This is a genomic window from Betaproteobacteria bacterium (assembly GCA_016713305.1).
Taxonomy (GTDB): Bacteria; Pseudomonadota; Gammaproteobacteria; order Burkholderiales.
In genome coordinates this window covers 349,360-372,641 of sequence record JADJPK010000007.1, presented here as the reverse complement: position 1 = coordinate 372,641, position 23,282 = coordinate 349,360, and the positions used below count along the sequence as shown (strand labels likewise).

Below are 23,282 nucleotides of genomic sequence, written 5' to 3'. Positions count from 1 at the left end.
TGCGGAGCCAAGTCACTGGCACTGATGACCGGACCGGTACGGCCCCTCCGGCGTGGTGGGCAGATTGCTTGTAGGGGACTCCGGTCTGCCCGTGATCCGCGCGCGATGCGCGCCGGCGGCGGTGCCAATCACGCGAACGGGAGGTCAGCACGTTGAGATGGGATGGTCGAATTCTCGGGAGAGTGCCCCGATCCAGGGCGCTTCCGCATGCCGGAGCTTCCCCGGAGCCCGGACGCCGGTCCGGAGCCCGCCGCGGCCTGAATCGCCCCGCGAGTCCCTTGCCATGCGCCACCTCGCTGCGTCCACTCTCCTGCTCTCGCTCGCCGCCTCGGGGTCGTTGACCATACCGGCGAACTTCGGGACGCCGCCGGCCGACCGCATCGACCCTTCCACGTACCGGCAGGAACTGGTCGTCCTGACCCGGCCAGCGCCTGCCACGCGGTTTCCCACGGTCGAGGGCCACTTCGCGGGACTCGAACGGGATCTCGTGTCCATGTTCGCCGAGGAGATCGACGTTCCTCTCCGCGTGATCGAGGCATCGGGCTACGCCGACGCGCTCGCCCGGCTCCAGCGCGGCGAAGCGCATCTCGCCGCCGCGGGCCTGACCGCCACACGCGGGCGCGACGAAAATATCGTGTTCGGTCCCGGATACATGACGGTGCGTCAGGTGCTGGTGCACCGCGCCGGCAGCGAGGCCCCGCGTTCAGTTCGGGCATTGGGCGACAAGCGGGTGGTGGTTGCCGCGCAATCGGCCGGTGCCGAGCGGTTCGAGCGCGCGCTGAGCAAGGCGCCCGAGGTGAATGTGGAAGTGGTCACGGCCAATGCACCGGAGGCCGTCACGGCAACGCTTCGCGCGGGCAATGCCGAATATGCGGTCATGGGCTCGCACATGTTCGACCTGCTGCGCGTGGCTTTTCCGCAATACAGGCGGGCAATGACGCTCGGTGAGCCGGACAAGCTGGCCTGGGCATTTCCCGCCGATGCGGACCCCCGCCTGCTCAAGCAGGCAAGGCGATTCTTCACGCGGATCCAGTCGAACGGCACTCTGCCGCGCCTCATCGACCGGTACTACGGTCACGTCAACCGGCTGTCCCAACTGGAGCGCGAGACATTCCTCGAACGCTGCGAAACGTCGCTCTCGCAATATCGCCACGCGTTCATCGCAGCCCAGAACGCGACGGGAATCGACTGGAGGCTGATCGCGGCGCTCGGGTACCAGGAGTCGAAATGGGACCCGCTCGCCACCTCTCCCACTGGGGTGCGCGGATTCATGATGCTCACTGACCAGACGGCCGCGCGCACCGGACTGCGCGACAAGCTGCACGCCAGGTCGAGCATCCTCGCCGGTGCCCGTTACCTGAAATCCCTGCGCGATGCCCTGCCGCCGCGTATCGCCGAACCGGACCGGACCTGGCTTGCGCTCGCGGCCTACAACCAGGGTCCGGGGCATCTGGAAGACGCCCGCGTTCTCGCCCAGCGCAACGGCGGCAACCCTGACGTCTGGCTGGACGTGAAGCGTGCGCTGCCCCTTCTGGCCGATGCGGAATACAACGGGGACCTGCGCCATGGCTACGCCCGCGGCGGCGAAGCCATGGCGCTCACCGAGAACGTCCGGGCGTATTACCAGATGCTCATGCAGATCGAACCCGCGATCGGACCGGACGTGCCGCTGCGGACCCCCGCCGACGGGGAGCCTGCGGTCACCTCCGCGCCGGAGTTCGGCTTCCTGATCTGAGCGGACGGTCAGCCCGGGCGGCTGATCCGTTCGATCCCTCCCATATAGGGCCGCAATGCGTCCGGCACGACGATGCTGCCGTCGTCCTGCTGATAGTTCTCCAGGACGGCGACCAGAGTGCGGCCCACCGCGAGACCGGATCCGTTCAGTGTGTGGACGATTTCGGGCTTGCTCTTCTCCCCGCGATAGCGGGCCTGCATCCGGCGGGCCTGGAAGCCCTCGAAATTCGAGCACGACGAGATCTCGCGGTACGTGTTCTGTGCCGGCAACCAGACCTCGATGTCGTAGGTCTTGGAACTGGAGAAGCCCATGTCCCCCGTGCACAGGGTGACGACCCGGTAAGGCAGTTCAAGGCGCCTGAGGATCGTCTCGGCGTGGCCGGTGAGCGCCTCCAGCGCGTCGTAGCTTTGCGAGGGGTGAACGATCTGCACGAGTTCCACCTTGTCGAACTGGTGCTGCCGGATCATTCCGCGCGTGTCCTTGCCGTACGATCCTGCCTCGCTGCGGAAGCATGGCGAGTGACACACGAACTTGAGCGGCAGGGATTCCAGGGCCACGATCTCGTCACGCACGATGTTCGTGACAGGCACCTCGGCCGTCGGGATCAGATACAACTTGCCTTCCTCGCCCCGAGGAACGCCGAAGAGGTCCGCCTCGAACTTGGGCAACTGGCCGGTGCCGCGCATGCTGGCAGCGTTGACGAGATAGGGAACGTATACCTCGGTGTACCCGTGTTCGGACGTGTGCACGTCCAGCATGAACTGCGCGATCGCCCTGTGCAGGCGCGCCACCGGCCCCTTCATGAGCGTGAAGCGGGCGCCGGAGATCTTCACCGCCGATGCGAAGTCCAGCATGCCAAGGCCTTCGCCCAGATCCACGTGATCCTTCACGGCGAAATCGAACGACCGCGGCGTTCCCGTGCGACGGACCTCGGCGTTGTCGTCCGACGATCTGCCGGCAGGAACGCTCGCATGCGGAACGTTGGGAATGCCGGCCAGCAGCTCGTCGAGCCGGGTGCGGATGCCTTCCAGTTCCTCCTCGTTGCGCTTGAGCGCATCGCCCAATCCGGCCACTTCGGCCATGACGGCCGCGGTGTCCTCTCCCTTGGCCTTCAGATGACCGATCTGCTTGGACAGGGCATTGCGCCTCGCCTGCAGATCCTGCGTGGCGGTCTGGCAGGTCTTGCGCTGTCCTTCCAGGGACTGGAATTCGGCCACGGGGAATTCGAATCCGCGGTCGGCGAGGCGCCGTGCGACGGCGTCGAGATCGGTACGGAGAAGTTGGATGTCTAGCATGGGGCCGGGTGAGTTGATGAATGTATGCGGATCGTATCCGTCAATCCTTGCGACTGCGCCTGCCGGGAACCGCGCGCGCCTGGGCATCGAGTTCGGCGAGATGCGCCAGCTTCTCGCCGATGCGTGCTTCCAGGCCGCGCGGCGTGGGGCGGTAGAACGAAGGAGTGTCCATGTCGTCCGGAAAGTACGACTCTCCGGCCGCGTAGGCCTCGGGCTCGTCGTGCGCATAGCGGTACGCATGGCCGTATCCGAGGGACTTCATGAGCTTGGTCGGCGCATTCCGCAGATGCAGCGGCACGGCGCGCGAACCGTCCCGCTTGACGAAATCGCGGGCGGAATTATAGGCAACGTATGCCGCGTTGCTCTTGGCCGCGCACGCCATGTACAGCACGGCCTGCGCAATCGCCAGTTCCCCTTCGGGACTGCCCAGCCGCTCGTAGGTCTCGCAGGCATCGAGGGCGAGCCGCAGCGCGCGCGGATCCGCCAGTCCGATATCCTCGGTCGCCATGCGTACGATGCGCCGTCCCAGATAGAGCGGATCGGCCCCTCCGTCCAGCATGCGGCAGAACCAGTAGAGCGACGCGTCCGGATTCGATCCACGCACGGACTTGTGCAGGGCGGAGATCTGGTCGTAGAACGCTTCGCCTCCCTTGTCGAACCGTCGCAGGCTCTGCGCCAGCGTGGTCTGGACGAAGCTGTCGTCGATGTCCTCCGCCCCGGCAGCCATCGCGGCGGCGCGCAGCGTCTCCATCATGTTCAGCATGCGCCGGGCATCGCCGTCGGCGAAACCGATCACCATGTCGCGCGCCGGTCCGGCGAAGGGAAGATCCGCGAGCGCCTCGTGCCGCGCCCGCTCGAACAGGACGGCCAGTTCCTCCTTCGCGAGAGGATTCAGCACGTACACCGCCGCCCGCGAAAGCAAAGCGCCATTGACCTCGAAGGACGGATTCTCGGTCGTGGCGCCGATGAAGGTGATGACCCCCTGCTCCACGAACGGCAGAAAGGCATCCTGCTGCGCCTTGTTGAAACGGTGCACCTCGTCCACGAAAAGAATGGTCCGCCGCCCTGTCCGCGCGAGGGTGTCCTGCGCCCGGGCAACGGCCTCCCGGATTTCCTTCACGCCGGCAAAGACGGCCGAGAGCGTGAGGAACTCGGCATCGAAACCCTGCGCCAGAAGCCGGGCCAGAGTGGTCTTGCCCACGCCCGGAGGCCCCCAGAGAATCATGGAGTGCGGCTGCCCCGATTCCACGGCGAGCCTGAGCGGCTTGCCGGGAGCCAGAAGATGCGACTGGCCGACGACGTCGTCCAGACGCCGCGGCCGCATCGTTTCGGCCAGGGGTGCCACGGCAGTCGTGGGCGCGAACAGGTCAGTCACTGTCCAGGGTCCGATCTTTCCGGCGGGCAGAGACGCCCCACCCTCCCCGACATCGCGAACGGATCCGTCACTTGTCTCCCACCACGTCCGCGTCCTTCGGCGGCACGAAACGGAAGGCATCGGCAGCCAGCCGTGGATTGCGTTCCAGCCGCGTGAACCGGATGGTGGTGGTCTGTCCAAGACGGTCCTGCAGCTGCATCGTTTCGGGATTGGACTTGCGGAACCCGATCCGCATCCGTTCGAACGTGCTCTCCGGATCCCTGGGCACGGCCTCGAGCCATTCCAGGCCGCCCTCCTTCGGCAGTGTCTTGAACGTGTAGGCCCGGTCCACGTCGTTGTTGCCGGCCAGCAACGCAGCCGGGCTGGACCCCAGTGCGTCGCCCAGCGCCTTCACCGTGACCTGGTTGAGGTCCCTGTCGTAGACCCACACCTTCTCGCCATCCCCGACGATCAACTGCTCGTAGGGCTTCACATAGAGCCAGCGGAACTTGCCGGGCCGGGAGAACAGGAAGGTTCCCGTCGAGTCCTGCAGCTTCTTCCCCTGCGCATCCGCGACCGATTGCTGGAATTCGATGCGTGCCGACTTGACCTCACCGATGAAGGACTTGAGCGATTCGAGCCCGGCTCCCGCCGCTTGCGCACCGAGCGCCCCTGCGGCGAGAAAGGCCCATGCAATGGTCGAGATCTTCATTCGCTCCTCGCTGGAACCAGGATGTCACGATTCCCGTTGGTGGCCATCGGCGAAACCAGCCCTGAACGCTCCATCTGCTCGATGAGGCGCGCGGCCCGGTTGTAGCCGATGCGCAGATGCCGCTGCACCAGGGAGATCGACGCGCGGCGCGACTTGAGAACGATGGCGACCGCTTCGTCGTAGAGGGGGTCGGACTCTCCGTCCGGACTGCCGCCTGTGCCGGCGCCCTCCCCGTCGCCCCCCTCTTCAGAGTCGTTGCCTTCCAGAATGCCTTCGATGTATTGCGGTTGACCTCGGGCCTTCAGATACTCGACCACCTTGTGCACTTCGTCGTCGGCAACGAACGCGCCGTGCACCCGTTGCGGAAGACCTGTCCCGGGCGGCAGGTACAGCATGTCGCCCTGGCCCAGCAGTGCTTCCGCACCCATCTGATCCAGAATGGTCCGCGAGTCGATCTTGCTGGACACCTGGAACGCCACGCGGGTGGGAATGTTCGCCTTGATGAGACCGGTGATCACGTCGACGGAGGGCCGCTGCGTGGCCAGAACCAGATGGATGCCCGCGGCCCGCGCCTTCTGCGCAAGACGTGCGATGAGCTGCTCCACCTTCTTGCCGACCACCATCATCAGATCGGCAAGCTCGTCGATGACGACGACGATGAAAGGCAGCTCCGCCAGCGGCTCCGGGCTTTCGGGCGTAAGCGTGAATGGATTGGTGAGCGGGTGTCCGGCCTTCTCGGCGTCGCGCACCTTCTGATTGAAGCCCGACAGATTGCGCACCCCCAGCGCGGACATGAGCTTGTAGCGCCGTTCCATCTCCGCCACGCACCAGTTGAGCGCATGTGCCGCGTGCTTCATGTCGGTCACCACCGGCGCGAGCAGATGCGGGATGCCGTCGTACACCGACAACTCCAGCATCTTCGGATCCACCAGGATCATCCGAACTTCGTTGGCCGTCGACTTGTAGAGCAGCGACAGGATCATCGCGTTCACCGCGACGGACTTGCCGGATCCGGTGGTCCCCGCGACAAGGAGGTGCGGCATCTTCGCCAGGTCGGCGACCACCGGCTTGCCCGCGATGTCCTTGCCCAGCACGAGGGTGAGCCGGGACCCCATGCCGCCGTACACCTCGGAGCCGAGGATCTCCGAAAGGCGGACGATCTGCCGCTTCGGATTGGGAATCTCGAGACCCATGCAGGATTTTCCCGGAATCGTCTCGACCACCCGGATGCTCATGACCGACAGCGCCCGCGCGAGGTCCTTCACGAGGTTCACGATCTGGCTGCCCTTCACGCCCACGGCCGGCTCGATCTCGTAGCGGGTGATCACCGGCCCCGGATAGGCCGCCAGCACCTTCACCTCGATGCCGAAGTCGAGCAGCTTCTTCTCGATGAGCCGCGAGGTGAACTCCAGGGTCTCGGGCGAGAGCACTTCGACCCTTGTATCGGCTTCGTCCAGCAATTGCAGCGGTGGAAGCGGCGAATCGGGCAGGTCCTCGAACAGCGGCTTCTGCTTTTCCTTGGCGACACGTGCCGACTTGGGGATCTCGGTAACCGGCGGCTCGATGTGGATAGGTGCGTGGTGTTCCTCGAGCTTCACCCGCTTCTCCTCGACGATCGCCTCGCGCACCGCCGTCGCCTCCACGCCGATCTCGCGATCGCGCCTCTCCCGCCAGCGGCGCAGCAGCGTCGCGCCGGCGGCTTCCATGACCTGACCTATGCGCTCTGCCGCGTTGATCCAGGAAAGTCCGCTGAAGAGGGAGAATCCGCCCGCGAGCGCCACGAGCAGCGCGAGCGTGCTGCCGGTGAATCCGAACGCCGCGGAAAGCGCCCCGGAGATCGCGCCACCGATCATCCCGCCGGGACGGTAAGGCAGTGACGCCGTCAGCGAATGCAGGCGCAGCGCCTCGAAGCCGCTGGACGCAAGGAGGAACACCAGGAACCCCCCGATCGCGTACCCGAGCGGACGGCGATCATCGGACGCCTCCGTGCGGTCCAGCCGCCGATACAACGCGAAGATCATGGCGATGCACGACACCACCCACCACCACGCGGAAAGGCCGAACAGGTAGAGCAGCACGTCGGCGATCCAGGCACCGACCGAGCCTCCCGCGTTGTGCAGTTCCGGCGTGGTCATCGCATGCGACCAGCCAGGATCGCTCTTGCGATAGGTGGCGAGGATGAGCGCGAGATAGATGCCGCCGCCAAGGAATACCAGCCACCACACCTCCCGTAGCAGTCGCGCGAGGCGCGGCGGCAGGGGGCGTGGTTCGGGCTGCTCGGAAGCGCGCCCTCTACCAGACCGCATGTGTTTGATTCATCGAACGAAGCATGACGTCATTCTACCCTGCATAGTGCCACCGGATCGACACCCGGGCGCTGCTCCTGCGACAATTGTCGGCTGACGCACCCTCCAATTCCTTCGTTGGACACCATGGCAGACAGGAAACATTCGCGGCTTCTCATCCTCGGCTCGGGCCCGGCCGGCTACACGGCCGCTGTCTATGCGGCGCGAGCCAACCTCAAGCCCACGCTCATCACCGGGCTCGCCCAGGGCGGGCAGCTCATGACGACGACCGACGTCGACAACTGGCCCGCCGACGCAATGGGGGTGCAGGGCCCGGATCTCATGGAACGGTTCCAGAAGCATGCCGAGCGTTTCCAGACGGAGATGATCTTCGACCACATCCACCGGGCCGACCTCTCGGCGAGACCCATGGAACTGCACGGCGACTCCGCCGTCTACACGTGCGACGCGCTGATCATCGCCACCGGCGCCTCGGCAAAGTACCTCGGTATTCCCTCGGAACAGGCCTACATGGGGAAAGGCGTTTCGGCGTGCGCCACGTGCGACGGATTCTTCTTCCGCAATCAGGACGTCGCGGTGATCGGCGGCGGCAATACGGCCGTGGAAGAGGCGCTGTATCTCTCCAACATCGCCCGCACGGTGACGGTCGTCCACCGGCGCGACCGGTTCCGCGCCGAGGCCATCATGGTGGACAAGATTCTGGCGCGGGCACGCGACGGGAACGTGCGCATCGAATGGAATCACGTCGTCGACGAGGTGCTCGGCGACAAGTCCGGCGTCACCGGCATGCGGATCCGCAGCGCCGTGGACGGATCGACCAAGGACATCGCGGTCCAGGGCTTCTTCGTCGCCATCGGACATTCGCCCAACACGCAGATCTTCGACGGTCAGCTGGAGATGAAGAACGGATACATCGTCACCCGCTCCGGCACCGAAGGCAACGCAACGGCAACGAGCGTTCCCGGCGTCTTCGCGGCCGGCGACGTCCAGGATCACGTCTACCGGCAGGCCGTCACGAGTGCCGGGACAGGCTGCATGGCGGCGCTGGACGCCGAGCGCTTCCTGGACCAGGGACACTGACGGTCCCCCGGAGCATGCGGTGCAAGGTTCGGACGGCGATGACGACGATCTTCGCGCCTTTCGGGAGGCGGTGAAGGACGTCGCCCCGATGCGCGAAGCAGACAGGATCACGCACGCGCCGCCCAAGCCTCCGCCCGTACCGGTGCAGAGTCTGCTGGACGACAAGGCAACGCTCGCCGACAGCCTGTCGGACCCGCTGGAGGGCGATGCACCGCTGGAAATCGGCGAGGAGCTCACGTACCACCGCGAAGGCGTTCCGGTACAGACGCTCCGGCGCCTCCGGCGTGGGGAATGGGTCATCCAGGACGATCTCGATCTGCACAACATGACCACCGAAGCCGCGCGATGTACTCGTCGAGTTCCTGAACCGGGCAGTGCGGCGGGGCATCCGCTGTGTTCGCATCGTCCACGGCAAGGGCTATCGCTCGCAGGGGGGCCAGCCGGTGCTCAAGGGCCGAGTGGCCCACTGGCTCAGGCAGCGGGACGAAGTCCTCGCGTACGTGCAGGCACGCCCGCAGGACGGCGGCGGCGGAGCGGTTCTGGTCCTGCTTCGTGGCGGTTTCCGTGCCGGTTGATCGCCGGCTTCTCCGGCCCGCTGCCACGGCGGACTGATTGGTCACCCTGCTTTCCACCATCGCTCTCGGGTTCTTCCTGGGCATGCGGCACGCGACGGATGCCGACCACGTGATTGCCGTGGCAACCATCGTCGGACGGAGCCGCAGCTTGCGTCCTGCCGCTGTCGTGGGCGCGCTCTGGGGCATCGGCCATTCGGCCACGGTTCTGCTGGTCGGCGGGGCGATGGTCCTGTTCGAGATCGCCATCCCGCCCGGAGCCGTGCGCTGGCTGGAACTGGCCGTCGGCGCGATGCTCGTGCTGCTCGGAATCTTCGCCCTGGTGTCCCTGGCCCGCCGGGACAAGGTCGACTTCGTTGCGGTACCGCATCCCCATACCCCCCTGCTGGGCCGAAACGCGGCGCGTCATCCTGCGCCTCTCGTCCGTCATGCTCACCTGCACGTCCATGGTGATCACGTCCACAGCCATCGCCATGGTCACGGCGCGGCCGGGCATGGACACTCCGAGAACGCCACGACGACCTCGTGGCTCGACAGGAACCTGGGCAGTCTGCCCCTGTATCACGCATTGCGGCCCGTCCTCGTCGGCATCGTCCACGGACTGGCGGGCTCGGCGGCCGTGGCGCTCGTGGTGCTCGGTGCGATTCGCGATCCCTGGTGGGGCATCGCCTACCTGCTCGTCTTCGGCGTGGGAACGATTGCCGGGATGATGATCGTCACGGCTGTCATCGCCCTGCCGTTCGCGCTGTCGGCGCGCCGGCTTCCCCGGCTCAATACCCTGCTCCAGGCGTTCTCGGGGGTCCTGAGCCTCGGTTTCGGGGCCTATCTCCTTGCCACGGTGGGACAAGCCCTTTGATCGGGGTCTCACGGGAAAACCGCTGACCGGCGGTGCCCACACACCGTCAAGTTTGACAGGTCGGTGCCGTAACCCGCTGCAAGTTCATCCGGGATCGCAACGATGATCTCTTGCCGTCCGGTTTCCGTTGCACTGTGCCTCGCCCTGGAGAACCCCGGCCATCGAGCAGTCCGTGACTCAATCAGGGAGGCGTCAAGTGTCCAATTTCGTCGCCATGATCGCCCAGGCGTTCCTCATCGTCTTTCTCGCCAGCTGTGGGGGCGGAGGCGGATCTTCCTCGCCATCCAGCGGCTCTTCGGTGACAGGATTGACCACACCGCCCAGCGTTTCCGTGGTCACGGCCCACTGACGATCCAGCGTCGGGAGGAACGCCTCGTGAACTTTCGCTTCCATTTGCTGCTTGCGTGCCTTGCACCCGCCTTCGCCATGCCGCTCCCGACGGATGCCGCACCCGTGGCCTCCTCGCACTACTACACCGATCCTCAATCGGAGTACGTCCAGGACGCAACGTCCGATCGAATCGGAACGGTCAACATGATCATGTGCCTGCTCGGTGCTCTCCGCCCGGATGCCATGGTGAACGCCGGCAACTACGTCGCCCTGGCGGACAAGACGAAATGCCAGTCGAACAAGGCAGTGGCCTCCAATTCCGGCAACTCCGGCGGCGCCGTGCAGGCGAACTACATGCGCGGGATCGTGAACGCCACACGCGCATCCAACAGTGCCCCCATGCGCGTCAGGATCTGGTTCGAGAACCAGGAAGACGCGCTCTCCATGGACATCTACATCGACCTCACGGTGAGCGAGGCTCCCTCGGCCGCCAATGCCTACGGCCAGTTCACCATGAACTACTGCGGCAAGGACGCGTCGGGTGGCGTCCCCGGCTGCCTCATGAAAGGCCGGCTCGCCGCAACAGCGAGCGGAATCTCGTTCTACGAGCAGGAAACGGGCGGAACGCGTACCACCCAGCTCGTGCTCGAGAACTCTGGCGCGACCGATTCGGGATCGGGGGCGATACGCAGTGTCCAGCCGCCCGGTGCCACCGTCGACAATCTCTTCGCGTACGACGCGTCGCACTTCCTGCGGGGCGACGGTACGACCAACTTCTGCTTCACCCGGGACAAGAACGCCGCGGCCGGTTCGGTCTGGAGATACGGTGTCTACACCAGCACCGGCGCTCGCCTCGAGCGCAATTCGGGTTTTCCGGTCAAGTACACCGCGGTCGACAGCACGGTCTACCAGGGCTTCATGGGCTACTACGGCCTGTCCCTCCCCGATGAGGCAGGCATCGCCAACGGCGATACGGTCGTCAAGCAGGGGGCGAACGGCGCGGCCGAAAGCAGCTACACGCTGGTCAAGCTCGGCGGCCGGCTCACCCGGTTCACGCGCGACTCGCGAACCCTGGCGCAGATCGACCGGATCCGGTTCACGGTGAGTGCATGGCAGTTTCCGTCGCAGCCTTTCGCGGCATTCGCGACGGCCGCCGGCAAGAGCTTTGCGCAAAGCCAGGCGGACAATGACCAGATCGAGATGTACTGGGATGCCGGCGGCAGCCGATTCGTTGCCACCGGCCTGCAAAGCTGCGGCCTGTCCGGTTGCCTGTCGAACACGTTCGCGACGGAAGCAGCCGTCGACAACGCGGTCGTCGGCAGTGGCAGCATGGCGCGGGGATTCCAGGGCTACTCGCCGGCACTGGGCGGCGAGATCTTCGTGAATCTCGGGTCGGCCGCGCCGGCGCCGTCCACGCCGGTTGCCATGCGAATCCAGGAGCTCGTCTATCCCGCCGACTATCCGGCAAGCCTCTATTGCGTGAGCAACTGTCTGCGCGGTTCCCTCATCACGCACGGAAACCTGCTGTCGGGGAACGTCCATCACGCCGGCAACGGCAATGTGTGGAACGCGTCGCAGCTGCGAACCTACACCTTCTCCGGCAACCTGCTTCAGGACGAAAACGGCGGGTCCGTCGTCAGCACGGTCGCCGCGGACAGTCTCGAGGGTACGCCGTTCAAGTGGGGCATTCGCACGGGCATTCTCGCCGACGCAGCCGATCTGTCCTCGCCTTCGGACCTGGACTGCACCCCCTCCGCGCCCGGTGGCACGTACTGCACCGACCGCATCAATGCCCTGGCGATGTACTACGTGTGGGAAACCGGAACGAACCCGTGGAACGGGTTCACGGCGCTGCGCGACGGGAGCGACTACCTGCGGTTCGACCCGCCTCTCAACCTGAACTTCACCGTTCCAACGGGCGCGGAGTACGGAGACTACGCAGGCACGTCGCTCGTCCTCCAGTACAGCGGTTTCGGCAATCTCTGGGGCCTCCCGGGCAAGTGCGTCTCGCCCGACGACAATGCCGAGATCAGTTGCGGAAGCTCCAGCAACGCACGCTTCGTCCCCCAGTTCACCATTCCGCATTCGTTGACCGCGGGTCTCGTCACCAACGGTGGATCGACCTACTACGTCAAATGGCTCGATCGAGAGTTGCGCCTGGCGGAACAACCCCTGGGCAGCTGTTCGGGTCTCGCCTTGCCTTCGGTCGGCAGCCTCAGCCTGCCTTCGGCCTCGGACGTGCAGGACCCCTCGGACGCCACGAACACGACTGTCTACATCGGCGCGAAGCCGACGCTGACATCCGCGCCCGCCGTCATTCACGGAGTGGTTCAATAGACCGGTACGCCTCATAGGCATCTCGGAGCGCCGGTGTGGAGTGCCTTCGCCGGAATCCCTTGCCGACAGCGATCGCTCTGTCGTTCGCCATTCATGCGGGCCTGCTTGCGCCATTGGCACCTTGCGTCCGGCCAGTGCTCGGCCCCGAACTTCGCTCCACCGTTTTCCAGGTACGCTTGAATCCGCGCCCACACGCGGATGCACCAGCGGTTCTTTCCGAAACAGTCTCCATCGCCACCGCGAATGCGGTGCCGGATGCCCCCGGCGAAGCGCACGTCGACGCAGAGGTCGACGTCGCGAGCGCCCTGGGCGCGGCACTCGACGAACGAGGAGAGAACAGTGGGACCCGGGCCCTGGAGAACGAACGGCAGATCTCCGTCGGCGCGACACTTTCCACCACAACCTCGTCTGCGGAGCCGGCACCCGGACCGCCCCCAGCGTATCCGGACGAAGAGCTCTCGCGTGGCAGCGATGAACTGCCCCTCTCGTCCACCCCGCCGGGCGTTCGTTCGATCGATCCGAACGCGGCATTCGCTCGAATGCGGGACGCCCGGGAGGCCATGGACCGGCACCTGGGTGCGGACCGTCATCTTGCGTGGCTCGAGTCCCGCGTCATCGGATTGCTGACGGAGACCCGTGCGGGCAGTTCCTCCGACACCGATTCGGCATGCGTGGCACAGACACACGCGAACTCAGTCTCGCTGGAGTGCGAGGACGCCGGCCTCGCCAAGGCGTTCGAGACCCGTCCTGCCGAACTGGATGTCTTTCTCGGCCGACTCGTCGTCAGGATCGGCGGTCCTGGCGGGCTGCGGATCGCCTTTCCACCGGACCGATCGCCCCTGCTTTCACCGGCCCCTTAGACGCCGGGCAACGTTTCGGCGGGTTCCGCGCGTGCGGTCCGGAACGTGCTTTCCCTCACTCTGCCGCTTGTGGAAATTCCGTTCGGTGTCTGGGCTCGCGACGTCGGCCCGATTGCCGCTTTCGTTCGCCCTGCCTTCGCCCGTTGCAGGTAGGGCATTGCGCTCCGCGCCCTCTCATCGGACTTTCCCCAAGGCTGCGTACAAGAAAAGCAGGGGACCTGGATGCATCCGAGATTCATTGCGGCCCGTTCGTGGGCCGGCGGCCTTTCTTTGGCCATTGTCCTGAGCGCATGTGGAGGAGGAGGAAGCGGCGGTGGCGGCCCGGGCCCCACGGCCATCCCCTCCGGAGGAGGATCCACCTCCGTCGAAGGGACGGCAGTTCCGGCCTCCGAACTGGTTGCCGCACAGGTGTCCGCCGGCGCTTCGCTCCTGCAGTCGATCATCGGGGCATTCGCGCTTCCCCTCTACCCCGTCGCCAATCCTTCGGCCTCCAACGCCACGCGAGAACAGGATGCGAACGGCGCCGTCACCATCAATTACCAGAGCTCGACCGGTGCCCGCGCGCTGACCTTCGCGGCCGGCGATGTAACCAGCAGCGACAGTGGCGGGTTCGTGGCACAGAAGGGAATCAACAACATCTACTCGGAGTTCTGGGCGGACGACGACATCGGCTGGTCTCTCGAGCATTCGCGGCTCAGCATCTTCTTCTTTTCCGACGCCGGCGTGCCCCAGGTCAGCCTCTTCTACTTCGGCGCGGAGACGCCGGCGGCTCAGGTCCCTGTGTCGGCCGTACCCGGTCTGGGCACGGCCCAGTACGACGGAAAGACCACGGGGTACATCTTCAGCAGCCCGTCCGGCACGCTCATAGGCGACGTCCGGCTCCTCGTGGACTTCACCCAGGACCGTGTGACCGGCGTCATCACCAATCTGATCACCGATGCCAGCGGAACGGATCAGCCGCTGGGAGTGAGCTTTCTGGTGGACACGTCCTCCGGTACGCCGACGTTCACCCGGCATGCGGTAGGCGGCAGTCTTACCGTGCCGCTGGCCGTGATCGAAGACTCCACCGGAACCAGGCGTGCCTGCTGCGGTGTGCTCGTGGGCCGCTTCTTCGGCCCGAATGCGAAGGAACTTTCCGGAGGCTGGTTGTACGAATCGACCGATCTGACGGTGCGAGCGGTACTGGGCACGACGCGCGATACCGGCATCGATCTGAACCCTGGCGCCATTGTCTCCAGCGATGTGGCCGAACGGGCCGGGACGGCCGCCGGAACGACGTTTCCCCTCTACTCAGCGAGCGGTACCTCGAAGGAACCCGGACTCTGAAGGCCTCAGGTCTGGATCTCCGCTACCTCGACGCGGGATTTCCCCAGATCGTTCCCTTCGGCTCAGCCGACGTCCTCTCCGTGTCAAGCGGCCCGACGGTCGCCACTGCGTCAGGCGTCACCTGGAGGGAGTTCTCCGCCGCCGACTCCTCGTCGGGTGAACTGGCCTACAGCCGCTACGGCCGGCTGTCCGTCCCGGGCGCCACCACACCGATCGAGCAGTCGTATCACTTCGGCTACGAAACTCCACTCGCCGCGATTCCGGCTCTGGGCCTCGCCTCCTACTATGGCCAGACGACCGGCACCCTGACCAACGGGACAACCGTGGAATCGCTGTCCGGACTCGTGAATCTGCAGTTCGATTTCGACAACTCCACGCTCGCCGGAACCTTGTCGGCATTCGTGGCAACGAACGGTTCCGGCGTCAGCCGGAACCTCAGCGGCTCCATCCTGGTGTCCGGACAAGTCGATCTCAGCGGATCGCGTGCGGAGCACTTCAGTGCCGTGCTCAATCCGCCGGGAGGAGACGGCATCCTCTCCGGCCATTTCTTCGGTCCGAACGCGGAAGAGGCAGGCGGCAGCTGGTCCATCACGACCGGCAGCGGCCGCGCGGCGGGAGCTTTCGGGACCCGGATCGCCGACTCCTCCCATCCCACGGGCGTCCCACGGCTTGCCCCATGGTACGGCTCTCGGCGGAAAGCGCGTTCACGCTGCGCGAGACCATCGTGCGAGCGACCTACGCATCTGCCTCGGCGGTTCCGACGATGGCGGAGATTGCGGGTGGACCTTCGACGCTCACGGTGCTGGGAGACGGTGGTGTGAGGCTGGACACGGTACGAAATGCGACGGCCTATCAGGGACTGCTTCCGGGCGACGCATTCGGAGAGCGAACGGCGGCGATCTCCGGTCTCGCTCCAGCCATGCAGCGGTTTCCCGTGGCGGACGAAAACGACCACGGTGTCCATCTCGCCGGAGACGGTTACCTTTCCTACGCCCGCTTCGGCTACTGGGAGGACCGGAGCGAAGGCGATCTGTCGCCTGCCCGCGGATTCTTCTACGCGGGCAGGGAGACGCCTGCAGGAGAAGTCCCCACCCAGGGGAGTGCCGTCTACACCGGCGCATTCATCGGCCAAGGCCTGTCGTCCGAGGGACTGGCGCGGTTCTACGGAGGGACTCTCGCTCTCGGCCGACTTCGCTGCCCGTACGTTGTCGGGCTCCGTGTCATCGATCGCGGTCGACTGGTTGGCCCGCACGGGCGGTGGACCTGCACCTTCCGGCTTCGCGTTCTCGGAGGTGCGTCTGCAAGGCACCATCGCACCGGGTACCAACGCCTTCACCGGCATTGCCGACGCGAGAACGCCCGGCAATGCACCGGTCGGAACAGGAAGCCTGGACGGGCGTTTCTTCGGCCGCGAGGCGCAGGAGATAGCCGGCCGGCTCGATATCGAATCCCCGGACACGACAGTGAAGGCCTGGGGCTCGTTCGGCGGTACGCGCTGACGCGTGACCCCGGAGAACGGCGGGCCGGGAAGACGCACCACCCGGCGCTGCCGGCCTGTATCGACGGTCGGTGCACGGATGCCCGCACTCGTTGGCGGTGCCACCCACATCGACGAAGTCCGACCGGCGGCTCGTATCGTCAGTCGGCGCCCGCGCGTTCCACGGCACAGGGCGCCAGGGATGCTCGCGCCCTGCGACTCGCGAGTCCCTGCGGCCTGACCGCGAGCATCGACCCGGCCGTCCCGCGAAATCCATTGCCATCGTCATGGCCCGCGAGTCATCATGTCCTCCACGGTTCAACGGAGGCGTCGATGCCAAGAAGACTCGCGCTCCCCGGTCTTTCCTCGTATCCTCGGCTGCGATCGCGGCTCCGGGCCACACGACGTTCGGCTTCCAGGGCCGGCCTGGAACACGACGAACATCAATCGATCCGTCGACACCCGCGCGTTGTCCGACGACGCACTGCTGGTGGACGCGCACGCTTCGCGTGCCACCTCCACGGGCCCCGCCAGCGGACTGTCGCTGCGCATGAATCTGCGTGGACGCGTTCAGAAGGAGTTCTCCGACATGAGCCAGGCGGCCATCGGCGGACGTGTGGCGTGGCGTTATCAGCCCGACCGGTCCTTCACCGGTATCCGCCTGGATGTGACCGGATCTGCGGAGTATCTGCAGCACGCCGACAGCGGCATGCGCGACGGCGGTCTTCTGTCGGCCTCGGCCGCGATCGGCCGCAATCTCACCGACAGAATCGATGCGGCCTTGAGCGCGGGTGCGGATCGGCGCCTGGGTCGCGAAGGCAGCGTCTACGATCTGGCGACGACGCGCATCGGGGTCGATGTCGACTATCGGATAAGGACGGGCCTCAGCCTGTACCTGCATGGCCGGCGCGTGCAGGGAGACCACGTATTCACCTGGGCGCCTGCCGCTCCCGGCAGCGGATCGGCGACCTGGACCGTGGGCGGACGCTCCGACTGGTACAAGGCGTCTGCCCGAGACCCGGTGTTCGATTCCAGTGGCCGCAGTTTCACAGCGTACAAGGCCGATGCGCGCACCGTGGCCTTCGAGATCGGACTCAACATCGCGCTGAGTCCCTTTCAGGCGCTGGATCTCAGCGTGGCCCGATTCGATTCCTCTGCCACGCAAGGCCCGAGTTACGACGTGACCCAGTTCAGAGCCGTCTACCTGCTGCGGCTTCCCTGAAACGCCGCCGGGGCGCGGTGTCCAGCCGCCCCGCGTCCCCCCGGATCAGGCCTCGCGTTCTCTAACGCGCTGGCTCTTCGTGAATGTGCAACGCCTCGAGGAATCGGGACACCATGTTGTAGCCGGCAACGGTCGCCGTCAGTTCGACCATCTGGTCGTCGGGCAAGCGTCGTTTCACCGCATCGAAGACGTCGTCGGGGACCTGGATCGAACGGGTCATGGCGTCCGTGTAGGCGAGAACGGCGAAATCGGCGGCCTCGAACAGAGGCCGTACGGCTTCCAGATCGCCCATCTTCAATCCGTCGAGCTGCCGTGCTTCCAGCCCTGCGGCCAACGCGAACGGCACGTGCTGTTCGAACTCGTAGCGCGCCCGGTTGGCCACGGCCACCTGGAGTATGGCCAGTTCGCGGGTCCTTGCGGGCAACGAGCATTGCTGCCGGATCACCGTGAAGAATTGCAGCCAGGCTCCGGCGACGCCCGGGCTGTGCATGAGCACACGATAGAGCGCGAGCAGCTTGCCGCCCCGCTCGGCCCGGATCCGTGCCGCAAGGGCGGGGTCGGCAGCGTCGTCCAGCAAGGGCAGCCGGGTCATGCGGCTGTGGCCCTCGCCTTGAAGCGGATATGCCTGGGAGTGAGCGTAAGCGCGCCGGCTGCACCCAGTCCCTCCAGGAAGCGCCGGGCCTCCGTCTCGGGCACGGCCGCCATGCGCGCCAGTTCGTCCGAGCCGCCGTGGAACAGGGTGCGAGTGGGATCCGTCCGGTCGGGGACAGCCTGCTGCCGCGCCACTTCCAGGGCGAACTCGAGACGCTGACCGGGTCCCGCGAACGCCAGAACGAGTGCCAGTTCATCCATGGATCTCATGCGCCCCGAGAACATCTTGAACATGCTCCGCGCGCGTTCCGGATGAGTCTGGATCTGGCTCTGGAACGATTGGCGGTCCAGGGTCATCAATTCGGAATCGGTCGCCGCAGTGGCCGTGGCTGACCGGGGCTGATCGTCCAGCAGCGCCAGTTCACCGAACATATCCCCTCTTCCCAGGTTGGCCAGAATCAGTTCCTCGCCGGAAGGCCGCTTGCGGGTGATCCGGATATCGCCCGAATCCACGACAAATGCATGCTCGCCCCTGGACCCTTCCTCGAACACGACTTCATCGGCCCGCAGCACCACGCGCTCGAAGCTGTCCTGGAATGCGCTGAGCGGCGTATCTGGCAAGCCCTGGAACGCCCACGCGACGAACTGTTCCGTGATTCCCCCGAGCGGAATGATGTGATTTCCGATCTCGTCGTTCCAGATCTTGTCCGCAAGAGGCGTGAATCCGAGCCGCTCGTACATGCCGGCCGTCTCGTGATTGACCACCATGAGGATGTGCGTGGCGCCCTGGGAATGGCAGACGGTCGCGGCCATGCGGAACATCGCACGGATCACATCGCGCCGGCGCCGCCACTTTTCCCTGATCGCGAGCATTCCCGCACTGCCGAAGACCGGTTCTTTCGTCTCCAGATGGGCACGGCCCCGAAACCTCGCGAAATCGTAGAGTTCATCGGCAGGCAAGCCGGCGCTGCTGTCCTTGACGAGCCGCATCGTCGCGATGGGTTCGGGACCTTCGTATGCGATGACATGGAAAACGCTGGGAAAGGCATCGAACCGATCCACCATGCGGCTGCCGTGCAGGGGCTTGCCGCCGAACTTGCCGTCCTCTATGACGAACACCTCGTGACGCAGCCAGAGGGCGTCATCGATCTCCTTCGGTGTGCGTGCCAACTTGATCTTGATGGCCATGGGCAGCGTTTCGCGGGTGTGCTCGTCACCTGATGACGACAGAATATCGCAAGCTGCATGCGTCCGAGCAACTTCGGGGCCAGGATTTCGAGACGCAACAGGGAGATCCGCGCCAGGACCGGGAATGGTTCAGGAGGGGTAACGTCCGGGGTTGGCGAAATTCTCGAATCGCGTGTTTTCACCCCGGAAAGTCAACCGCACCGTTCCGATCGGGCCGTTGCGCTGCTTGCCGATGATGACCTCGGCCGTCCCCTTGTCGGGACTGTCCGGGTTGTACACCTCGTCGCGATAGATGAAGAGGATCACGTCGGCGTCCTGCTCGATGGCCCCGGATTCCCGCAGATCCGACATCACGGGACGCTTGTTGGGACGCTGCTCGAGACTGCGGTTGAGCTGCGACAGCGCAATGACGGGCGTGTCCAGTTCCTTGGCAAGGGCCTTGAGCGCGCGGGAGATCTCGGAGATCTCCGTCGCTCGATTCTCGCCCTGACTTGAGGCGGACATGAGTTGCAGATAGTCGATGACGATGAGACCCAGCTTTCCGTACTGCCGGTGCAGCCGGCGGCTTCGTGCCCGCACCTCCAGCGCCGTCAGCGCCGGAGTCTCGTCGATGTGGATCGGCGCATCGTTGAGGCGGCCCACCGATTGCGTCAGACGTTGCCAGTCTTCATCGAGCAGACGCCCGGTACGCAGCTTGTGCTGGTCGAGCCGCCCCACGGAACCGAGCAGGCGCAATACGAGCTGAGTCGCGGCCATTTCCATGCTGAATACGGCCACAGGCAAACCCGCATCGAGCGCGACGTTCTCGGCGATATTGAGTGACAGCGCGGTCTTGCCCATTGACGGCCGTCCGGCAACGATGACGAGGTCTCCGGGCTGCATCCCCGAGGTCATTTCGTCGAGATCGGTATAGCCGGTGGGCACACCGGTGACATCGTTGGGGTTGTCCCGGTTGTAGAGCATGTCGATGCGCTCCACGACCTGGGTCAACAGATGGGGAATGGCCTGGAACCCTTGCTTGCCGCGGGAACCGGCTTCCGCGATCTCGAATACCTTGGCTTCTGCCTCATCCAGCAGCTTGGCCGCATCGCGGCCTGCCGGCTGATACGCGGAATCGGCGATGGAGGTCCCCACCTCCACCAGTTTGCGCATGATGCTGCGCTCGCGGACGATCTCCGCATAACGCCTGATATTGGCTGCCGAGGGAGTGTTCTCCGCGAGCATCGCCACGTAGGCCAGGCCCCCGGCCTTCTCGAGTTCGTCGCTGCGTTCGAGGCTCTCCGCTGCCGTGAGCACATCCGCCGGCCGCGAGGCCTCGATCAGGCGGGAGATGTGCCGCCACACGAGCCGGTGATCGGCCCGGTAGAAGTCGTCCTCGGTGATGAGATCCCCGATGCGATCCCACGCGCTGTTCTCCAGCAGCAGTCCGCCCAGGACCGCCTGTTCGGCCTCGACCGAATGAGGCGGCAGCTTGAGCTGACTTACGACGGGATCGTGATCGAGAGGAGGAGACATCGAAGCGCGGGCTCGGTCGGAGATCGACATGGAATTCTATGCTTACCTGGCGCCCGCGGTAACGAAACCCCGGTAATGATTGCGAGCTCGGAACAGGTCCGGTGCCACGGCGGAGTAGCCGCGCTCCGGTTCCGGACAAGAAAAGAAAAAGGCCACCGGGAAGGTGGCCTTGTTCCGCAATGCCGCGGACGGATCGGATCGCTACTCGCCCAGGACGGACACGGTAATGCCAACCACTACGTCCGTATGCAACGCGATGGAGACCGCATGGTCGCCGACCAGCTTGAGCGGGCCATCGGGCAGCCGCACCGCGCCCTTCTCGACCGCGAAGCCTTGCGCCTCGAGCACATCGGCGATGTCGTGATTGGTGACGGAACCGAACAGACGTCCATCCACGCCCGCCTTCTGCCTGATCTGGATCATGAGTCCGTCCAGCTTGGCAGCACGCTCCTGCGCCGAGGCCAGCGCATCGGCGTGGACCTTCTCCAGTTCCGCGCGGCGCTTCTCGAACTCGGCCAGATTGGCTTCGGTGGCGCGCTTCGCCTTCCCCTTCGGGATCAGGAAATTGCGGGCGTAGCCATCCTTCACCTTGACGACGTCACCCAGCTGTCCGAGGTTGAGAACCTTTTCCAGAAGAATGATCTGCATGCTTATCTCCCGGCGTGAAGGTCGGTGTACGGAAGCAGCGCGAGGAACCGCGCACGCTTCACTGCGACCGAGAGCTGGCGCTGATAGTGCCCGCGCGTGCCGGTGATGCGCGCGGGAATGATCTTGCCGTTCTCGTTGATGAATTCCTTCAGGACTTCGACGTCCTTGTAGTCCACTTCCTTGACCTTCTCGGCCGTGAAGCGGCAGAACTTGCGGCGCTTGAACAGCGGACGGGACGCCTTGTCGTCCTTCTTGCGGTCCTTGCGGTCCTTTCCGAACTTGCGATTTCCGAATGCCATGATCGGTATTCCTTGATCAGATCACTTTCAGTTGAGCGGCATGCAGCACGGGCCACTCGCTTCGATAACTTGCCTTCGCCAGAAAGCCTTCGATCACCACTGCGTCGCCTTCCTTCAACGCGCTCGCGGCCTGCGCCGCGGCACCCATCGCAACCACGCGCATGCGGCATTCCACTCGCCGTGCCAGGCCTGCTTCCGGCTGCTGCGATTCGTGGGCGACCGTGAAACGCCTCGTGGGCAATCCGGCCGGGGTCATCCGCATCGGCTCCGCCGCTTCGACGCGACCGGAGAACTCGACGCGATTGACCTGCAAGGCGTGCGTCAGCTGGCGGCGGCAGGGGCCGGACGCGCCTCGGCAGATTCACCTTCGCCGGAGGACGTGAGCGACTTCGCCTTTTCTTCCTTCATCATCGGCGACGCAGCGGTTTCCGCTTCCGAGCGCTTGATGGTCAGGTGGCGCAGCACTGCATCGTTGAACTTGAAGGCATGCTCCAGTTCGTCCAGCACGGCCTGGTCGCACTCGAGATTCATGAGGACGTAGTGCGCCTTGTGGACCTTCTGGATGGGATAGGCGAGCGCCCGGCGTCCCCAGTCTTCGAGACGATGGATGGCGCCGCCCTTGGTCGTCACCATGCTGCGGTAACGCTCGATCATCGCGGGCACCTGCTCGCTTTGATCGGGATGGACAATGAATACGACTTCGTAGTGCCTCATGAACGCTCCTTATGGATGAAGCCCCCCGGCATGGGCGTACCGGTGGAGCAAGGAAAAGCCGGCCATTATATGGCTAACCCGCTGTGGATCAACCCTTTTCTTTCGCCGCAGTCCGTTGCCTGCGAACTTCGTACAGGCAGATGCCGGTGGCGACCGACACGTTCAGGCTTTCCACCTGACCGAACATGGGGATGCGTACCAGCGCATCGCAGCGTTCGCGGGTGAGACGGCGGAGCCCGCTTCCCTCTGCCCCCATCACCAGTACGACCGGCCCGGCCAGCGGCTGCGTATGCAGGTCTGAATCGGCCTCACCCGCCAGCCCGACCGCAAGAAGCCCGCGATCCTTGAGCCCGTCCAGTTCCCGCGCAAGATTGGTCACCATCAGATAGGGCACGGACTCGGTCGCGCCGCTTGCCACCTTCTCGACAGTGGGCGTGATGCCGACGGCACGGTCCTTAGGCGCGATGACGGCGTGGACGCCCATCGCGTCCGCACTGCGCAGGCAGGCGCCAAGGTTGTGCGGATCCTGAACGCCATCCAGCGCCAGTACGAGAGGCTCTTCCCTGACCGCATCGAGGACGTCGTCCAGATGCCGGGGCAGTGCCTCGACGAGGACTTCCCCCACGACCCCCTGGTGCCGCACACCGGGAAGCATGCGGTCGAGCCGGTCGCCACTCGCCAGAACGATCTTCACTCCCCGCTCGTTCGCGAGCGACAGAAGAGCACGCAAGCGACCATCTTCACGCCCTTCCACAACGTGGAGCGTCTTCACCGTGTCCGGACGGCTGCGCAGGCGCGCGGACACCGCGTGGAAGCCATAGGCGAGTCGGGTGCCCGGATTTCTGGAACCCTCGTCCCTTGCCAC

22 protein-coding genes and 1 pseudogene are annotated in these 23,282 nt (G+C 65.3%); 10 read left to right on the top strand and 13 right to left on the bottom strand.

Annotated elements, in window-relative coordinates:
• Nucleotides 1-283: 283 nt before the first annotated feature.
• Complete coding sequence (mltF, locus tag IPK20_09800) at nucleotides 284-1,735, top strand: membrane-bound lytic murein transglycosylase MltF (GenBank protein ID MBK8016962.1); 1,452 nt, start codon at nucleotides 284-286, stop codon at nucleotides 1,733-1,735.
• Between the two features lie 8 nt (nucleotides 1,736-1,743).
• On the opposite strand, the gene serS is transcribed toward mltF, so the two are convergent.
• From serS to IPK20_09780, 4 genes are all read right to left on the bottom strand, one after another.
• Entirely contained in the window at nucleotides 1,744-3,030 is a 1,287-nt protein-coding gene (gene serS, locus IPK20_09795; protein ID MBK8016961.1) for a serine--tRNA ligase, read from the bottom strand.
• 40 nt (nucleotides 3,031-3,070) lie between these two features.
• Nucleotides 3,071-4,354 (bottom strand): replication-associated recombination protein A, encoded by a 1,284-nt coding sequence (locus IPK20_09790; protein ID MBK8016960.1) that lies wholly within the window; start codon nucleotides 4,352-4,354, stop codon nucleotides 3,071-3,073.
• A 118-nt stretch (nucleotides 4,355-4,472) separates the two neighbouring features.
• A complete protein-coding gene (gene lolA / locus IPK20_09785; protein ID MBK8016959.1) occupies nucleotides 4,473-5,096 on the bottom strand; it encodes an outer membrane lipoprotein chaperone LolA in 624 nt (207 codons plus the stop codon).
• Complete coding sequence (locus IPK20_09780) at nucleotides 5,093-7,402, bottom strand: DNA translocase FtsK 4TM domain-containing protein (GenBank protein ID MBK8016958.1); 2,310 nt, start codon at nucleotides 7,400-7,402, stop codon at nucleotides 5,093-5,095. The genes lolA and IPK20_09780 overlap by 4 nt, the downstream gene beginning before the upstream one ends.
• Before the next feature lie 126 nt (nucleotides 7,403-7,528).
• On the opposite strand from IPK20_09780, the gene trxB reads away from it, so the two are divergent.
• From trxB to IPK20_09765, 3 genes and pseudogenes are all read left to right on the top strand, one after another.
• Entirely contained in the window at nucleotides 7,529-8,482 is a 954-nt protein-coding gene (gene trxB, locus IPK20_09775; GenBank protein ID MBK8016957.1) for a thioredoxin-disulfide reductase, read from the top strand.
• Nucleotides 8,483-8,570: 88 nt separating this feature from the next.
• A pseudogene (locus tag IPK20_09770) lies at nucleotides 8,571-9,057 on the top strand (Smr/MutS family protein).
• Nucleotides 9,058-9,094: 37 nt separating this feature from the next.
• The gene (locus IPK20_09765; GenBank protein ID MBK8016956.1) at nucleotides 9,095-9,910 is read left to right on the top strand and encodes a sulfite exporter TauE/SafE family protein; all 816 of its coding nucleotides are present in this window, start codon (nucleotides 9,095-9,097) and stop codon (nucleotides 9,908-9,910) included.
• A gap of 192 nt (nucleotides 9,911-10,102) precedes the next feature.
• Here the strand turns inward: IPK20_09765 and IPK20_09760 are convergent, their stop codons facing one another.
• Nucleotides 10,103-10,303: a hypothetical protein gene (locus IPK20_09760; protein MBK8016955.1), complete on the bottom strand. Its 201-nt coding sequence runs from the start codon at nucleotides 10,301-10,303 to the stop codon at nucleotides 10,103-10,105.
• Between IPK20_09760 and IPK20_09755 the strand changes: the two genes are divergently transcribed.
• The 6 genes from IPK20_09755 to IPK20_09730 all read left to right on the top strand — a co-directional run bounded on the left by IPK20_09755 (nucleotide 10,286) and on the right by IPK20_09730 (nucleotide 17,462).
• Entirely contained in the window at nucleotides 10,286-12,577 is a 2,292-nt protein-coding gene (locus IPK20_09755; protein MBK8016954.1) for a hypothetical protein, read from the top strand. The genes IPK20_09760 and IPK20_09755 overlap by 18 nt on opposite strands.
• A gap of 248 nt (nucleotides 12,578-12,825) precedes the next feature.
• The gene (locus tag IPK20_09750; GenBank protein ID MBK8016953.1) at nucleotides 12,826-13,437 is read left to right on the top strand and encodes a hypothetical protein; all 612 of its coding nucleotides are present in this window, start codon (nucleotides 12,826-12,828) and stop codon (nucleotides 13,435-13,437) included.
• 222 nt (nucleotides 13,438-13,659) lie between these two features.
• Nucleotides 13,660-14,763, top strand: coding sequence for a hypothetical protein (locus tag IPK20_09745; protein MBK8016952.1), 1,104 nt, complete (start codon nucleotides 13,660-13,662; stop codon nucleotides 14,761-14,763).
• A gap of 80 nt (nucleotides 14,764-14,843) precedes the next feature.
• Complete coding sequence (locus tag IPK20_09740) at nucleotides 14,844-15,584, top strand: transferrin-binding protein-like solute binding protein (GenBank protein MBK8016951.1); 741 nt, start codon at nucleotides 14,844-14,846, stop codon at nucleotides 15,582-15,584.
• A gap of 279 nt (nucleotides 15,585-15,863) precedes the next feature.
• Nucleotides 15,864-16,262 (top strand): transferrin-binding protein-like solute binding protein, encoded by a 399-nt coding sequence (locus IPK20_09735; protein ID MBK8016950.1) that lies wholly within the window; start codon nucleotides 15,864-15,866, stop codon nucleotides 16,260-16,262.
• A 447-nt stretch (nucleotides 16,263-16,709) separates the two neighbouring features.
• A complete protein-coding gene (locus tag IPK20_09730) occupies nucleotides 16,710-17,462 on the top strand; it encodes a hypothetical protein (GenBank protein MBK8016949.1) in 753 nt (250 codons plus the stop codon).
• A gap of 61 nt (nucleotides 17,463-17,523) precedes the next feature.
• Here IPK20_09730 and IPK20_09725 read toward each other — a convergent pair whose 3' ends face one another.
• The 8 genes from IPK20_09725 to rlmB form a co-directional block, all read right to left on the bottom strand.
• Nucleotides 17,524-18,054 carry a carboxymuconolactone decarboxylase family protein gene (locus tag IPK20_09725; GenBank protein ID MBK8016948.1) on the bottom strand — a complete coding sequence of 177 codons (531 nt, stop codon included), beginning with the start codon at nucleotides 18,052-18,054 and terminating at the stop codon, nucleotides 17,524-17,526.
• Complete coding sequence (locus IPK20_09720) at nucleotides 18,051-19,241, bottom strand: cyclic nucleotide-binding domain-containing protein (GenBank protein ID MBK8016947.1); 1,191 nt, start codon at nucleotides 19,239-19,241, stop codon at nucleotides 18,051-18,053. Before IPK20_09720 ends, IPK20_09725 begins: the two co-directional genes overlap by 4 nt.
• 129 nt (nucleotides 19,242-19,370) lie before the next feature.
• Nucleotides 19,371-20,756, bottom strand: a complete 1,386-nt coding sequence (dnaB, locus tag IPK20_09715; GenBank protein ID MBK8016946.1) for a replicative DNA helicase — start codon at nucleotides 20,754-20,756, stop codon at nucleotides 19,371-19,373.
• A 201-nt stretch (nucleotides 20,757-20,957) separates the two neighbouring features.
• The gene (locus IPK20_09710; GenBank protein ID MBK8016945.1) at nucleotides 20,958-21,404 is read right to left on the bottom strand and encodes a 50S ribosomal protein L9; all 447 of its coding nucleotides are present in this window, start codon (nucleotides 21,402-21,404) and stop codon (nucleotides 20,958-20,960) included.
• Nucleotides 21,405-21,406: 2 nt separating this feature from the next.
• Nucleotides 21,407-21,703 (bottom strand): 30S ribosomal protein S18, encoded by a 297-nt coding sequence (locus IPK20_09705; protein MBK8016944.1) that lies wholly within the window; start codon nucleotides 21,701-21,703, stop codon nucleotides 21,407-21,409.
• A gap of 16 nt (nucleotides 21,704-21,719) precedes the next feature.
• A complete protein-coding gene (priB, locus tag IPK20_09700) occupies nucleotides 21,720-21,965 on the bottom strand; it encodes a primosomal replication protein N (protein MBK8016943.1) in 246 nt (81 codons plus the stop codon).
• 59 nt (nucleotides 21,966-22,024) lie between these two features.
• Nucleotides 22,025-22,417: a 30S ribosomal protein S6 gene (rpsF, locus tag IPK20_09695; protein ID MBK8016942.1), complete on the bottom strand. Its 393-nt coding sequence runs from the start codon at nucleotides 22,415-22,417 to the stop codon at nucleotides 22,025-22,027.
• An 88-nt stretch (nucleotides 22,418-22,505) separates the two neighbouring features.
• Nucleotides 22,506-23,282, bottom strand: coding sequence for a 23S rRNA (guanosine(2251)-2'-O)-methyltransferase RlmB (gene rlmB / locus IPK20_09690; protein MBK8016941.1), 777 nt, complete (start codon nucleotides 23,280-23,282; stop codon nucleotides 22,506-22,508).

Excerpts from the sequence above, each read along its gene's own strand:
- mltF (MBK8016962.1), top strand. The coding sequence starts at position 284 with ATGCGCCACCTCGCTGCGTCCACTCTCCTGCTCTCGCTCGCCGCCTCG.
- serS (MBK8016961.1), bottom strand. The coding sequence starts at position 3,030 with ATGCTAGACATCCAACTTCTCCGTACCGATCTCGACGCCGTCGCACGG.
- IPK20_09790 (MBK8016960.1), bottom strand. The coding sequence starts at position 4,354 with ATGCGGCCGCGGCGTCTGGACGACGTCGTCGGCCAGTCGCATCTTCTG.
- lolA (MBK8016959.1), bottom strand. The coding sequence starts at position 5,096 with ATGAAGATCTCGACCATTGCATGGGCCTTTCTCGCCGCAGGGGCGCTC.
- IPK20_09780 (MBK8016958.1), bottom strand. The coding sequence starts at position 7,402 with ATGCGGTCTGGTAGAGGGCGCGCTTCCGAGCAGCCCGAACCACGCCCC.
- trxB (MBK8016957.1), top strand. The coding sequence starts at position 7,529 with ATGGCAGACAGGAAACATTCGCGGCTTCTCATCCTCGGCTCGGGCCCG.
- IPK20_09760 (MBK8016955.1), bottom strand. The coding sequence starts at position 10,303 with ATGGAAGCGAAAGTTCACGAGGCGTTCCTCCCGACGCTGGATCGTCAG.
- IPK20_09745 (MBK8016952.1), top strand. The coding sequence starts at position 13,660 with ATGCATCCGAGATTCATTGCGGCCCGTTCGTGGGCCGGCGGCCTTTCT.
- IPK20_09725 (MBK8016948.1), bottom strand. The coding sequence starts at position 18,054 with ATGACCCGGCTGCCCTTGCTGGACGACGCTGCCGACCCCGCCCTTGCG.
- IPK20_09720 (MBK8016947.1), bottom strand. The coding sequence starts at position 19,241 with ATGGCCATCAAGATCAAGTTGGCACGCACACCGAAGGAGATCGATGAC.
- dnaB (MBK8016946.1), bottom strand. The coding sequence starts at position 20,756 with ATGTCTCCTCCTCTCGATCACGATCCCGTCGTAAGTCAGCTCAAGCTG.
- IPK20_09710 (MBK8016945.1), bottom strand. The coding sequence starts at position 21,404 with ATGCAGATCATTCTTCTGGAAAAGGTTCTCAACCTCGGACAGCTGGGT.
- IPK20_09705 (MBK8016944.1), bottom strand. The coding sequence starts at position 21,703 with ATGGCATTCGGAAATCGCAAGTTCGGAAAGGACCGCAAGGACCGCAAG.
- priB (MBK8016943.1), bottom strand. The coding sequence starts at position 21,965 with ATGCGGATGACCCCGGCCGGATTGCCCACGAGGCGTTTCACGGTCGCC.
- rpsF (MBK8016942.1), bottom strand. The coding sequence starts at position 22,417 with ATGAGGCACTACGAAGTCGTATTCATTGTCCATCCCGATCAAAGCGAG.